This is a genomic window from Cytobacillus sp. Bac17 (assembly GCF_024519925.1).
Lineage (GTDB): Bacteria > Bacillota > Bacilli > Bacillales > Cytobacillaceae > Cytobacillus > Cytobacillus pseudoceanisediminis.
The window spans coordinates 127,942-142,067 of sequence record NZ_JALJRC010000013.1; the positions used below are offsets into that span (position 1 = coordinate 127,942).

The following is a 14,126-nucleotide window of genomic DNA, read 5'->3' on the forward strand; positions in this document are numbered from 1 at the left end:
AACTAAAAGAAGACAGGTGCTTTTTTCATTATTTCACTCACAAAAAACAATTTTTATAGCTCCCCTTTCCTGCCTTGAATTTTTGATATTAATAACATATCATGGTGTCAGATATTACAAAAACGAATGTTTCTCATGATATATATGACAAAACCAGATGGGGAAGGAAAAGAAATATGAATATCCAAAAATATATGGCATTTGTCAGGGCAGCAGAATTCGGCAGCTTCACAAAAGCTGCCGAATCACTGGACTATACACAGTCTGGGATCAGCCGTATGATTAACGATTTAGAAACGGAATGGGGGGTTTCCCTTTTTGAAAGAGGACGTGCGGGTATCAGTTTAACTTCTGATGGCTTAAAATTACTGCCCCAAGTAAAGAGAATCTGCAATGAGTACAAAATCTTAATGACGCAAATCGAAGACTTACACCATATACAGTCCGGGATTATTCGTATTGGGACATTTTCCAGCGTAGCAACTCATTGGCTCCCTAACATGATCAGAGTTTTTAAGAAGGATTACCCGAAGATTGATTTTGAACTTCTGCTTGGTGATTACACAGAAATTGAAAGATGGGTTTTAGATGGACGTGTTGACTTCGGATTTGTACGGCTGCCGTCAAAAGCAGATCTTGAAACGGTTTTTTTGGAACAAGACCGTTTGCTGGTAGTGATTCCCCAAAACCATCCGCTTGCTAATTGTGAGAAGTTTCCAATTAGCGGCTTACTGAACAGTCCGTTTATGCTATTGGAAAAGGGAGCAAAAGCAGAGATTTCAGAGATTTTTGAGATGCACCATATTTCACCGCAAGTTAATTTTACAACTTGGGATGACTATGCCATTATGTCTATGGTGGAAAACGGGCTGGGAATCAGTATATTACCAGAATTGATTTTACAGCGTATACCTCACAAAATTATAGCGAAAGAGCTGGAAGTTCCTGCTTTTAGAAATATTGGTATTGCTGCCCGAGATCAAAAAACACTTTCTCTTGCTTCCAAGAGATTTTTAGAATATTTATCATACAGAAACACGGAGTGATAATACTATATTCTAAATTTAGATTAGCGAAAGCTTATTCAATTAACATGCCCGTTTAGTACAATAAGAAAGCGCCTTAGACTGCAGCTGGTTCTTTAAGTAATGTACCCTATAGATTATGTGTAATGGTTCACCATTTTAGCTTAAATGCCATAGCTTCAAGTATTACAAGGAAAGCTGCCCTCATATTTGAGAGCAGCTTTATCAAACTCATGTAAATTTTTTCTTAAATTTGATAACTCATATTCGAGAATATCCTTTATATGTTTATCTCCAACTATACTAAAATGAAATGTATTGGATTCAGTCCAATAAACGTCTCTAAAAGTAACCCCATTCTTAAGTTCAATTTCTAAAAAAACACGACTCCCATCATGTTGTCCATTAGTATTGAGGGTTTCTATATCTTCTAATTTTAAATTAAGCACGCATCTAGGAAATTCTCCTTAAAAGTTTGTGAGAAAGTATGGATTCTACCTCATCTTCAGTACTTTCAATATATATTTTTCACTAATTTACCCAATGGGTATAGTTCACCTGCTGTTTTTGCTGCAAGAGGTAAGAAGGAAAGTAAATAAAAAAATTACTTCCACGTTTTTTAGAATATTCATGGTTATTCCCTAAAAGAAATTATGAATTAGACAAACCATTTGTTGTATTAAATTCTATAGGGTAAGAGCGAACTCCTTCTTTCCGGTCTGGGACTACTTTTTAGAGGTGGTTATATTTTTGCGGTTCAACTCCAGCTTTTGCTGCATTATCGGCACCCTGTAATTATTTCTGCAAAGGTAATCTTCTGTAAATTCACTCTGGAAAGGATTGAGGTCATTCTTCTTCTTCTCGCCACTCTCCCCTATAACCGCTTTATATTGACCTATTAGATTATCAAAGATTTCATCCCACTTCTGCTTTAACGCATAATCCCTGCCATCAAACCCCATTCGGCTTCTGACTTTATGGTTCTTGAGCAGATTTATGATCGAAGCAGCGAAATCCTCCGCATTTCCAGGTTCACACAAATAACCTGTTACACCATTCTGAATAATGCTTTTAACTCCCCCCGCATTCGCACCAATTACAGGCGTTCCGCTGGCCATTGATTCAAGAACAACGTTTCCGAAGGTTTCTGTAGGAGATGGAAAAACAAACAAATCTGATGCTGAGTACACTTCAGCTAGCTGCTGGGCTGCTAAATAACCCGTAAAGGTCATGTTTTTTGGAGCTGCTTCCTGTAATTGTTTTCGAAGTGGTCCGTCCCCAACAATTAGCCAATGAATATCTTCTTCAAAATGAGGTGGGAGTAATTGCGCTATATCAGGGAGGATATCTACATTTTTTTCAGGTGCCAGTCTGCCTGCATAGGTGAGAAGGTATTTTTTGCTGGTGGAGTATTGCCTGCGGACTGATAATTTATCATAGTATGGGTGGAATAGCTTGCAGTCGACACCTCTTGGCCATAATTCAAGGTTTGTAAATCCATGCAGTCTTAATTGCTGCAGTGTTTCAGACGAAGGAACAAAGACTTTCTTAAAGGTGCTGTGAAACCAGGTCATGTATTTCCAAAGTATGTTTGACAGAAATTTGAGGTCATAGAATTCAAGATAATAGTCAAAGTCAGTGTGGTACGACCCCACTATAGGGATATTTAACTTTTTAGCGCAGTAAAGACCACTAAGTCCCAGATTAAAAGGTGTGGCAACATGTATTAAATCAGGATTAAACTTTTCAAGTTCCTCTTTGATATGAAAATAATTTGGAAAAGCCACCCTGCATTCTGGATATAGGAAAAAAGAGGCACTTTTGAATCTGCGAATATGGGAAGAAACATACTCATCTGATTGGCTGGATGGCGCAAATATTTTCAAGGTGATTTTCTGATCGCTTAAATAGTCTGTAAATCTTTTGAGTGTTTTCGCGACTCCGTTGATGTCAGGGTAAAAAGTATCAGTGAAGAAAGCTATTTTCATATGATCTTCCTTCCATTATTTTATCTTGGATGATATAAGGCCTTCCGATTGAAATATAGCTGATAGAATGTCTGCTGATGTCTCGAAGAGAGTAGCAGTTTCTCCCGTCAATTATAACGGGGGATTTCATTCTTTCTGTATATAACTCCAGCGGAAAATGTTTGATTTGTTCCCATTCAGTTGCAATAATAGCCAAGTCGGCATTTTCTAAGGCTATTTGTACATTCATCGTATATTCGATTGCATCTCTTAAAACCTTCCTTGCATTGGGTACCGCAGCAGGATCATATGCGATAACCGATGCGTTATTTTCCAGAAGTCTTTTGGCAATCATTAATGACGCCGCTTCCCTAACATCATCTGTATCCGGCTTAAATGCAAGACCCAGGAGAGCCACTCTTTTGCCTTCTAATGAACCTAATATATTTTTGGCTAGGCTGACGGCCAAGGTCTGCTGACGATTATTCACTTTGATTACGGATTCGAGAAGCTCAAATTTGTGCTGTACATTACCCGCTAATTTCACAAGGGCTTTTGTATCTTTTGGAAAGCAGGAACCTCCATAGCCAATTCCCGCCTGCAGAAAATACGGCCCAATCCTCTTGTCTTTTCCAATCCCATATGCAACTTCTTCAATGTTGGCTCCGGTTTTTTCACATATTGCTGCAATTTCATTAATAAAGCTGATTTTGGCAGCGAGGAAGGCATTTGATGCATACTTAATCATTTCAGCGCTTCGCATATCAGTCTTAATGATAGGTATTTTTAAAGGAAGATAAAGTTCCTCCAATTTTGCTGCTGCGCTTTTTGAATTGGTTCCTAATATTATTCGGTCACCGTTGAAAAAATCAATAATTGCAGAACCTTCTCGCAGAAATTCAGGATTGGAAACAACCTCTGCCTGGTGAGGCGGAGGCTTTACACTTTGAATAATTTCTTTGATTTTTTCATTTGTCCCCACAGGAACTGTGCTCTTTGTACAGACAATAACATCATTTTCAATACATATACCAATAGAATAAGCTGCTGCATGAACGTAATCCAGGTTACTTGTCCCGTCATGGTTTTCCGGTGTACCAACTGCAATAAAGATTATTTCTGCATCCTTATAGGCAATTTTAGGATTTACAGTGAATGCTAAACGGCCGCTTAAGAGGTTGTTCTTCAGCATCTGCTCTAGTCCCGGCTCAAAAATAGGCGATCGCCCCGTTTTAAGAAGCTGAATTTTTTCTTCCATAATATCTGTACAAATAACCCGATGTCCCATTTCTGCTAAACAAACACCTGTAATTAATCCCACATAACCTGTTCCTGCAACAGCTATTTTCATGCAACCCCTCCTTTATACTGACATTGTACTGATGGAAATTTAAACCTTTCTTTAGGACGTGTTAAACTATTGTAAAAAATATGTTTCAGCATTTCTGCCAATCTTTTTTTTCAATAAAAAACAGCCCTGATTGGGCTGTCCGTACTTGCTATTCCTCATTCTCCGATCCTTTCCCGCCAGCCAAAAAGCCACAGCAATGGGTGCATAAAAAATTCAGCCATGCGCTTCCCTCCAATGCATAGTCATCTCTAAGTTTCAAAATGTTGTTTTGGTTAATTAATAAACTGCCTTTAGTTTAAAAAGAAAGAAGTTGCCTAATATGCAGCCAATTCTTGAACAAAAGCACCCTTTAGCCCAATAAAGTTTTTACTTTTTTTATCAAAGTAATGGATACTAGGGTCATTTGTATAACGTTTAGCAGGAAAAGTATTTGTTCTAAGTATGGCGATGATATGTTTTTAAATAAGTAATTTCTATCAGACTGTGAAACAATAATCATATTCCTACTTCCAACATTTTCGCCGTCACTTCTTCGACTCTACGTTCTATATCCGACCCGTTCAGCTTTGGAAGCTTCAACTCACTTACAATTTTTCCGTCCAGCATAAACAGAATACGTTCCGTCCGCGCTGCAACCTTCGCATCGTGAGTTACAAGCATAATCGCAGTACCATCCGCATTGATTTCAGAAAAAATGTCCATTATTTCATGGGCAGATTTTGAGTTAAGGGCACCTGTTGGTTCGTCGCCGAAGATAATTTTCGGACTGCTCATCAATGCTCTGCATATACCCGCACGCTGAAGCTGACCTCCCGAAACCTGTGTAGTATCGCGCGTTTCAAGCTCCGCAATGCCTACCCTTTTAAGAAGCGTTCTTGCCTTCTCCGAAACTTTTGCGATGTTTTTTCGGTTTCCGCGAATTGACGGAAGAATAATGTTGTCGAGAATATTCAGACTTTTTAGCATGGTCGGCTGCTGAAAAATTAACCCCATTTTTGTTCTACGTATATCTGAAAGCTCAGTCTCCCAGAATGCCGATAAATCCTTGCCGTCAAAAACGATCTTTCCGCCATCAACACCATCGATTCCGCTTAAAGCAAACAGTAGTGTAGATTTTCCAGAGCCCGAAGGTCCCATAACTGCTACGAACTCACCCTCGTTTATTTCAATAGATACTCCATCGAGAACAGTGCGCTCTTCATCGCCCTCACCGAAAGTTTTTACTATATGCTCACCAATAATAATCTTCTCCATATGTCTACTCCTCCTACTCCTTTATATTTTCGGAAATTTTTATTTGTCCCGCGCTCGAGGTGCCGATCATGGTTGCAATAAGTGCAATGAATATCATCATCAACGGACTTAGCAGATATGCCGTAAAAGGATTGACCGTAAAATTAAACGTTGACGCTCCGAACGAAGAGATTAGCACGCCCGCAAGGAACTCTCCGAGAGTATTCGCGAGTAGGGTACCGAGAATAATTCCGACAATTAGAACGAAAACTGAACGAGAAACATACTGCGCCCTAATATCCGAGTTTGTAAAACCGAGCGCCTTCATAATGGCAATAGAAGGTCTGTCCTTTGCAACTAGCATTTTCATGAATAATATAGTAACCTGCACTGTAATAACAAGCGCAACAGTAACTGCAGCGTAAGATGCTATTTCAACGGATCTTATTGTCGAGCCGAGGGTCTGAGATACAAATTTATCTATATCTGAAGTCTTTGCAAAATCAAATCGGTCTGAATACTCCGCAACCTTCCTGTCGACAAGGGATTTATCCAAAAGTTCAACACAGAGGATGGTCCACATGACTTTCGCCGAATTGTCGGTGAATACAGCCTTTGCAGTTTTGCCACCATTCGTAACGTCGGAGTATATTCCTGTAACCGTGAGCTTTTTCTCCTTCCCTTCAATCACCAGCGTTATAATTTCGTCTATCTTTGTGCTCAGTTCACCGGCATTTATAGCTGAAAGCGCAATTTCGTCATCACGGGAAGGTGCTCTTCCCTCAGAATACTCTATTGGAAATGCAGAATGGTCACCAAGTTCAACTTTTATATTTTCTTCTAAACCGTTTCTCGCTTTTACTTTAAAGGTCTTTGTTGTCAAAACAGCATACTTGGAAACGGCGTCGTCGCTTTCTATCGTCTTTTCAATTTCATCGGTATTATCAGATGAATTGGCCTGAATACGCATATCGTAGTTTCCAATCCCCATATACTGAATGAAGCTTTTTGAGGAAATTGTGCTGTGCAGGTTCTGTGGAACAATAATGATAAATGCCGAAATCACCAGGACAATAAGTATTGTTGCGTAAAGTTTTTTTCTTGCTAGAACATCCTTGATTCCCAGAAAAACATTCGTACTAAACAGTCTGTTTCTAACTAAGGAAAAACGCTTAGCGTCATTTGTCTTTACCTGAGAAGTTCCAAAGCGTAAAGCTTCCGCAGCGGATATTTTCCGAAATCGTTTCAGCACACCATTGACATAAGCAATAATTGCCAGGAAAACGAGAAGGATACCGATAACTCCTAAGACATTCGCATAAGAAGAATTTTTACTTTCACCTATGAAAAGTCGGATATTTTCAAGAAGCACGCCTTGGAACATAACCGAAAGAATAAATCCAAGAATACTGCCTATCGCCGCTAAGCCTAAGTATTTCGCAAGATAAATCCGCTTTATGTCGGAAATACGCATCCCAATTGCCTTCATTACCCCAATTTCGCGGTAGTCGTCCTCTATTTTCGCAAGGAGCGTGAAGCGTATGCACATAAATGCGATTGTAACCACAAGTGCGCTTACAAGAAGAATAACTGCAATCATCATCCCGTCTGAAATAGCGTTCATCGTTTTGAAAAGCGTATAGGTAACGGTTGGTCCGTTCGCTTCAAGGCCTGCGGAAGCATAGGCTGTTTCAAATTCGCCTATCGCGGAGAAATCCTTTAATCTAAATTCAATTAGATATTCGATACTACCAAAGTCTTTTATTTCCGCAAAATCATTGTTGCTTACAAGAAATCGTTTTGACGCGGAGAGCGAGGAATTCATGGTCGAGTCACGGAGAAATCCCGCAACGGTAAATTCCTTCCCGCTGATTACGGCCTTTTCACCTACTTGGACTGTGCTATCTTTCATAAAGGTTACTGGAACATAAAGCTCGCCGTCAGATACGTTGTTGATGATTTTGCCGTTAAGGTCAAGAAGATAATCGAACTTTTCGTTCTGTAAGCTGAAGCCGTTGTCCTGAACACTATCTGCTAGCGAGTTATCACCTAAAATAATGTGAGCACCGTCCATGCCAAGAAATTCAACTACCTGATACTCTTCGACATTGTTATGTTGCTCTGCAAAGGATTTAAGTCGTGCTCTATCAATATCACCGGAATGCATTTGCATAAAATGTGGAGTTTCAGATTTTGTCATTAACGTGTCCAGTGCACCCGAAAGATTGACCGCCAGTATTACTGCGAGTGAAACAAGCATGGATGCTGCAGCAACAAATATCATTGTTGTAAATGTTATTGCTTTGCTCTTTAAAATGTCATTGCGGAGTATTCTGAAATACATAAGCCACCTCTTTTTTTAAGCTTTTAAATCGAATTCCCAAATTTATTCATTATTTACAGCATTTTCGCTACCAAACATTTGCATAATATTCATCAGACTTCCGCTTTTTGCACCGAGCAGCCTTTCTCCGTTGAATATAATTGCTCGTATCCGTGATGCACGCTCCTCATAGGTCATCTCTACCATATCATCATCAAAAACGGTATTAGCATATGTAACAATCATTTCCATACATTCATACGGGTACGGAGTATTAAATAGGCCCTGTTCAATGCCCTCTTGGATTATTCCCGTCAGTATTGGCGTAACTCCATTGATGATGACCTTTTCTATTTTCTTATGCATAAGGGCATTCTGTGGCTTGTGAATATGCTCCATAATTTCCTGGCTGCTTCCGCCACTTAAATTAATTGATATAACAACTCGGATAATACGTTCGACTACAGGAATACTCTCATCTGCAGCAATTTCCTGCGCAGAGCCTAAAAGACGAACACTATACCGGTCAACCAACGAGTCCATAATATCCTCTTTCGACTTGAAGTGATAATACAGTGTACCACGCGCAATACCGACCTTTTCGAGAATATCATTTGTACTCGTTCCATCAAAACCCTTCTGACCAAAAAGCTCATCGGCTGCATCAAGTATTTCGTTCCTGCGTTCCTCCGCTTCTTTTCTCATTGTTTCACCGCCTTTATGAACCGACTGTCTGTCGATTAAATAGTAACAGACAATTTTTAATTTTATATGGAGTGTTTGTAAATTTTATAAAAATTTCAAAATTTATCCTCAATAGTATTAGTGGAGTTTTCAAAAAAAGAACTGAGTTCAAAAAAAAGTGCGATAATCCCTCATGGATCACCGCATCTAATTTCTCCCCGGTCAATAAACGGTTAAAATCACAATATGATAATACCTGCTTGTATCTAAAAGCAAGAGAGGTTAACACAGTACCGTCCTCAATCATTAAATCTTCTGAAATTACACGAATAACTTCCTCCAAAACTGAGAAAAGCCATTCAAAGTAATGAAGAACCGTCTGGAAAATTAGAGATTGGAAAAGTTAAAACCCTAATTCATTTACCAAAAATATTGTCCAGCTATATTAAGAAATATAAAAATGTAAATCTATCGCTAATTACTGGTGTCACAGAAACACTAACAGAAGAAGTATTAAATCATAAGTTAGACGGATCATTCGTTATAGAATCAGACTTTCATCCCGATCTTGTTTCGCATGAAGTGTTTCAAGATTAGAACGGTTCCTCTCTTTCAACTCTTCCAGTGTGGATGGACGCTTATCTGAAATTAAAACAAGTCTAGTGAGGTGTATACAAATTACCCTTCATTAAGTAATTACTGACGAACATCCCTAAAAGCCACAACGATACCGCTTATTCTACCTAAAATAACCATAGCTGCCCCTGCTTATCCCCCTGGTAATCTCGCATTATTATTACAACTCATAGGAAAAAACAATAGCATAGGCGGCATTAAATTAAAGGTAAGGATGAAAGATAACCATCCAATTGTTAGGAGTATACCTTTACCACTTGTTCATCTTCCATCAATACACCTAGTGCAGCACCATAACCTTTACATTTATACCTCATTCTAGTTTTCGCTTCCCGACTTCAGGACTCTCTCATTCTAGCAAGGAATTATTTTCTTTTTCAAACTCCATATTCCTTTATTACAGGAGCGCTGCCTCTTTAGTTTAAAAAGAAAAATAGCTGCCTGATTAGCAGCTATTGAATATATGCACCCTGGAAACTAAAGTTATAATCCTTGCCACTCTTAGTTTAATGCTCCATCATTTCATGGGCAATGTCATGGCCATCCATTTCTGATGGATAGTAAGTAGGCCAATGGGTAACTTCCTCCAACAATTTTTCTCGGTCATCACCCCAATAAAGGTGATAGTGAGCAGCTTCTGTCGGATAGATACTATGATCACTAAACTGAATATATTGAGGAAGACCTTCAGCTTCTGCTTCTAGTTTAAATACATATCTAACCCCTCTATTCCCCGCATCATATGTTAGAATTTCATACCCATCATAGATATACTCACCAGTATATTCTTCTCCATTTTTGAAAAACGTTACCTTGTTCCCCTGAATCTGAATTCGTCCAACATTTGTTTGGTATCCTTCATTATAATATTCCTTATATTCTTTAGCTGTCATCTCACCCTCATGTTCTGCTTTATAAGTAAATACTTCGTCAAGCGTACCATCTTGAAGATATGGGTATACAGACTGCCAGTCTCCTTCCCAGTCGGATAAGGATCGATCCTTCACCTGACTGTCTTCAAAATACCCTTCATAAATTTTTGCTGTTTCTTCATCATGTGCATGAGTATGGCCGTGATCGTGTTCACCCTGTTCATTTGTCTGAGCTGCCCCCTCTGATGAAGGTTCAGATAAAGCTTTTGTTAGTTCCTCTAAGTTGTGCTGCATGAGAGTAAAGTAGTCCTCATTATTCTTTATATCTTCTTCTGTTAAAACCGATAAATTGTGTATGCGTAAAGCCTCTGCATCAATTTCCTTCCTAACTATGTCCGCCACTTTAGGAGTTATATTCTGTTCAAAAAATACATGTTTCAATCCATGTTTTTCAGCGGTCTTAATGATGTTTTGTACCTCTTTATGTGAGGGCTCGTTAGCAGGGCTCAATCCAGATACTGCGATTTGCTCGATCCCATAGCTTTTCTCCCAATAGCCATAAGCAGCATGAGATACAATAATTTTATTTTCAGGTAAATTTTCAAGTTGTGCACGGAAGTCTTGGTCTAAGTTTTCGAGCTTTCCTTTCAACTCCTCAAAGTTTTGGTTAAAGAAATCTTCTTGATCAGGTTTTAATTCAACTAATAAATCTTTTATATGCTCTGCAAGCTGAATAGAACGAATAGGATCCAGCCAAACGTGAGGATCTTGATCCCCATGATTATGTCCAGCATGCTCGTCCTCATGACTGCCTTCTTCTTCATGAGTGTGGTCACTCACGTGGCCATCCTCTCCTTCATGGTTATGTACATGCTTTTCCAAGTTAATACCTTTTGATGCTTCAAGTATCTTGACGTCATCAGATTGAATAGTTTCCGAGATTTTGTTTGCATATGATTCTAAACCTGCCCCATTATAAATAAAAGCATCGGATTCAGATATTTTTATCATATCTTTGGTGGTTGGTTCATATGTATGCGAATCTGATCCCGGTGGCAGAATAGACTCCACAGAAGCTTGGTCTTCTGCGATTTGTTCAGCAAAAAACTGAAGTGGATATACAGTTGTAAAAATCTTTAACTCTTTGCCAGATTCTTTTGGTTCCTTTTCACTTTCACTGCTGTTTGTAGCTTTTCCTCCACACGCAGCTAGCGTAAAGATGACAATAACTAAACTAAGTAAGCCTGCAAATTTTTTCAACAATTTTACTCCCCCTTTACTTTGTAAATATTTTATCGTAATGATTACGATTTGTAAATAGTAATCATTACGATTTTTTAGTTATAACCATTCAACTAACCTGCACTTCAGTTTAAATAAAAACCACGCGTGAGAACGCGTGGTATTCTCTGAGGCTGAAGCCAGACCCTAAATGGCCTCTGAAGGTTGCCAAATGTACTGCTGTTACTAGCCAGACCTAAAAAGGTCTTTTATTCAAAGTTTTGTTATTATTAATGAATTTCTTCAGAATGTTTTCTTATTATTTTCAATTTCATATTGCTTGCTAAATTGGTAAATAATATGACAGAGGTGATAGCGTGGAGGATAAAAATAATTTAAAACTCACAGCTTCCGAAATAGGCACTCTTTGGGGAGAATTTATAAATGGTACAATGACTGATGTTGTAAATAGATATATGGTCTCAATTATTGAGGATGAGCAAATCAAAGCCATTTTTGAGGATGCTATTAAGACATTCGGAAAACAAAAGCAACAAATTGTATCCTTTATACAGAGTGACGGGTTTCCAGTTCCAATTGGATTTAATGATTCTGACCTCTTCAATGGTAAACAGAGATTGTTTACGGATATATTTTGCTTGAATTATTTACATATCATGACGTTACACGGTTTACTGGGCCACAGCACTTCATTAGGTGTTTCTGTCAGAAAAGACTTAAGGGAGTTTTACGATTCCTGCAATACGGATGCAAAAAATATGTACCACCAAACAATTGAGTTATTACTGCAGAAAGGAAATTTTCAGAGAGACCCTTTGTTTTATCCTGCTAAAAACCCTGAATTTGTTTCCAGCCAGGATTTCACAGATGGATATTTCGGCAAGGGCAGAAAATTAGCAGCAACAGAAATTATTAGTATATCTTTCAACCTTAAAAAAAGCATTATGGCTAAAACCCTTTCTATTGCATTCAGTCAAGTCGCTCAAACAAAAGAAGTAAGGAAGTTTTTAAGCGATTCAGAGAAAACAGCAGATGGACAAATAAAAAAATTTTCAAAAATAATGCAAACAGACAATTTACCCGTTCCGAAATCCTGGGAAACAGAAGTGACAACTTCAACGGATTCACCATTTTCCGATAAGTTAATGCTGTATCATATTGGTTTCTTGTTCCAGGCAGCACAAAACTATCATGGGGCAGGATTAGCATCAGCAATGCGAACAGACCTTGTAACTGCTTATGAAGGAACAATTTTAAAAAATCTTATGGTTACAAAAAAGTGGTTTAACCTTATGGAACAAAATAGGTGGCTAGAACAGCCTCCACTTGCTCCTAATAGAAAAGAGATTTCAGAAGAAGTATAGAGAAAATGGAAAATTTCAAAGTAAACATCTTAAATAACCATCCGCTTTTATAAGCAGGTGGTTATTTTCTTGAAAGTGCAAGAATACTTATTTAACTGACCTGCCCCTTTAGCCAACAAGAAACCGCTTATTTTGGTTAGCTGTCTTGAACATAAGCACCCTTTGCTGTAAGTACTTTTCTTCACAAAGTGTGCTTTTATATGTTCATTGGCTCAATCTTCCCTTTATAAAGAGCGTTGTTGTCGATTAAGCTGTTTTTGTTTTGGAGTAGGAAATTTAGATTTGATATCGAATGAACACATTAATTCATACTAATTTTATAGTATTAACAAGTGAATCAGCACATAAAAACGCTTGGGTTTCCCCAAGTGTTTTGTCATTTACACAAAATAAACTGATAAAATTGTTCTACTGTTTCAAAGTAATATTTAGATTCTAATTTCATTTGTTCCTTGATTTCGGGAATACTGTGAGACCATCCAGCAGCGGCAAAATCAACATGACAACTTCTCGCCATCTCCAATCCAGGTTTTAGGTCATCTAACATTAGTGCTTCAGTTTCTTGAAGATTAAAGCGTTTTAAAATCTCCTTAATTGGATATGGATGTGGTTTTCTCTGATGTTCAGGAAGTTCCCATCCAAAGATAGCGTCTGGCACAAAACCACAATGAATAGAATAATCTCTTTCAATTCGGCTTCTCTCAGAATGAGAAACAACCGTCACAATTCCACCTTGTTTTTTAAATTCTTGAATTGTTTCTGCAAACAGTTCATAGAAGTCTGGTACAGTTGATTCGGTATATTTTTTCCATATTGCTTGCTGATATTTTTGCTCTTTCTCTGTGAATTGAATAATGTCTTTGCATAAAGAAGAAAAACCTGGATTGAAACAGTATCTAACAAAATCTTCAAAAGTAATAAGTTTATCACTTGGCCGCAAGTATTTAAGAGCCTCTACAAATGATGGATAGTGTATACCTGGTGTACTTTTTACCCCTGTATCATCGTGGTCTAAGATTAAACATTTATATTTTAAAACCATTATAATCTCCTTTTAAACTGTAATATCCTAATCATTAAACATAACTGTTTGAAGTTTAGGCAGAAGTTTCCACGCCGTTTAAGTCGTCAACAAAATCGGGTCTTAATGCGATATATGTTGAGGGTGTTTGTTCAGAAACAATTGAGTACCTCTGCAACATCAGTTTAATAATTTTTATCTTTTATCTTTTATCTTTTATCTTTTATCTTTTATCTTTTATCTTTTATCTTCTTTATGTATTAATCTAATAAAGGTAAAACACCTTAACTTAATACAGCCTAAGTATAATATTCCTGTATGTTCATGTCATCCTTCTTCTAATAAACTGCCCAGTTCGTATTATAAGGTCACCAGATATTTCTGGTTGACCATTTTTTATTTGGTCTT

Annotated in this window: 11 protein-coding genes; 3 read left to right on the plus strand and 8 right to left on the minus strand. The window is 37.9% G+C overall.

Annotated features, from left to right (window positions below):
* The first annotated feature begins 176 nt into the window (after positions 1-176).
* Positions 177-1,046: a LysR family transcriptional regulator gene (locus NR125_RS16350; RefSeq protein WP_019382080.1), complete on the plus strand. Its 870-nt coding sequence runs from the start codon at positions 177-179 to the stop codon at positions 1,044-1,046.
* A 158-nt stretch (positions 1,047-1,204) separates the two neighbouring features.
* Here the strand turns inward: NR125_RS16350 and NR125_RS16355 are convergent, their stop codons facing one another.
* From NR125_RS16355 to NR125_RS16380, 6 genes are all read right to left on the minus strand, one after another.
* Positions 1,205-1,474 carry a hypothetical protein gene (locus NR125_RS16355; RefSeq protein ID WP_071158867.1) on the minus strand — a complete coding sequence of 90 codons (270 nt, stop codon included), beginning with the start codon at positions 1,472-1,474 and terminating at the stop codon, positions 1,205-1,207.
* Between the two features lie 276 nt (positions 1,475-1,750).
* Positions 1,751-3,013: a glycosyltransferase family 4 protein gene (locus NR125_RS16360; protein ID WP_256815716.1), complete on the minus strand. Its 1,263-nt coding sequence runs from the start codon at positions 3,011-3,013 to the stop codon at positions 1,751-1,753.
* On the minus strand, positions 2,991-4,343 hold the full coding sequence (locus NR125_RS16365; protein ID WP_071158869.1) for a UDP-glucose dehydrogenase family protein: 1,353 nt from the start codon (positions 4,341-4,343) through the stop codon (positions 2,991-2,993). Before NR125_RS16365 ends, NR125_RS16360 begins: the two co-directional genes overlap by 23 nt.
* Positions 4,344-4,838: 495 nt before the next feature.
* Positions 4,839-5,597, minus strand: a complete 759-nt coding sequence (locus NR125_RS16370) for an ABC transporter ATP-binding protein (RefSeq protein WP_256815717.1) — start codon at positions 5,595-5,597, stop codon at positions 4,839-4,841.
* A 13-nt stretch (positions 5,598-5,610) separates the two neighbouring features.
* Entirely contained in the window at positions 5,611-7,920 is a 2,310-nt protein-coding gene (locus tag NR125_RS16375) for an ABC transporter permease (RefSeq protein WP_256815718.1), read from the minus strand.
* Between the two features lie 42 nt (positions 7,921-7,962).
* Positions 7,963-8,604 (minus strand): TetR/AcrR family transcriptional regulator, encoded by a 642-nt coding sequence (locus tag NR125_RS16380; RefSeq protein WP_009334034.1) that lies wholly within the window; start codon positions 8,602-8,604, stop codon positions 7,963-7,965.
* A 336-nt stretch (positions 8,605-8,940) separates the two neighbouring features.
* On the opposite strand from NR125_RS16380, the gene NR125_RS16385 reads away from it, so the two are divergent.
* Positions 8,941-9,180 (plus strand): LysR substrate-binding domain-containing protein, encoded by a 240-nt coding sequence (locus NR125_RS16385; RefSeq protein WP_226280780.1) that lies wholly within the window; start codon positions 8,941-8,943, stop codon positions 9,178-9,180.
* Positions 9,181-9,725: 545 nt separating this feature from the next.
* Here NR125_RS16385 and NR125_RS16390 read toward each other — a convergent pair.
* Positions 9,726-11,354: a metal ABC transporter solute-binding protein, Zn/Mn family gene (locus NR125_RS16390; RefSeq protein WP_009334032.1), complete on the minus strand. Its 1,629-nt coding sequence runs from the start codon at positions 11,352-11,354 to the stop codon at positions 9,726-9,728.
* Positions 11,355-11,689: 335 nt separating this feature from the next.
* On the opposite strand from NR125_RS16390, the gene NR125_RS16395 reads away from it, so the two are divergent.
* Positions 11,690-12,697, plus strand: a complete 1,008-nt coding sequence (locus tag NR125_RS16395) for a DUF3231 family protein (protein ID WP_009334031.1) — start codon at positions 11,690-11,692, stop codon at positions 12,695-12,697.
* 376 nt (positions 12,698-13,073) lie between these two features.
* Here the strand turns inward: NR125_RS16395 and NR125_RS16400 are convergent, their stop codons facing one another.
* Entirely contained in the window at positions 13,074-13,739 is a 666-nt protein-coding gene (locus NR125_RS16400) for an HAD family hydrolase (protein WP_009334030.1), read from the minus strand.
* Positions 13,740-14,126 lie beyond the last annotated feature (387 nt).

What these genes read in the sequence shown, in the direction of transcription:
- NR125_RS16370 (WP_256815717.1), bottom strand. Translation starts at nt 5,597, where the DNA reads ATGGAGAAGATTATTATTGGTGAGCATATAGTAAAAACTTTCGGTGAG.
- NR125_RS16360 (WP_256815716.1), bottom strand. Translation starts at nt 3,013, where the DNA reads ATGAAAATAGCTTTCTTCACTGATACTTTTTACCCTGACATCAACGGA.
- NR125_RS16375 (WP_256815718.1), bottom strand. Translation starts at nt 7,920, where the DNA reads ATGTATTTCAGAATACTCCGCAATGACATTTTAAAGAGCAAAGCAATA.
- NR125_RS16380 (WP_009334034.1), bottom strand. Translation starts at nt 8,604, where the DNA reads ATGAGAAAAGAAGCGGAGGAACGCAGGAACGAAATACTTGATGCAGCC.
- NR125_RS16400 (WP_009334030.1), bottom strand. Translation starts at nt 13,739, where the DNA reads ATGGTTTTAAAATATAAATGTTTAATCTTAGACCACGATGATACAGGG.
- NR125_RS16365 (WP_071158869.1), bottom strand. Translation starts at nt 4,343, where the DNA reads ATGAAAATAGCTGTTGCAGGAACAGGTTATGTGGGATTAATTACAGGT.
- NR125_RS16350 (WP_019382080.1), top strand. Translation starts at nt 177, where the DNA reads ATGAATATCCAAAAATATATGGCATTTGTCAGGGCAGCAGAATTCGGC.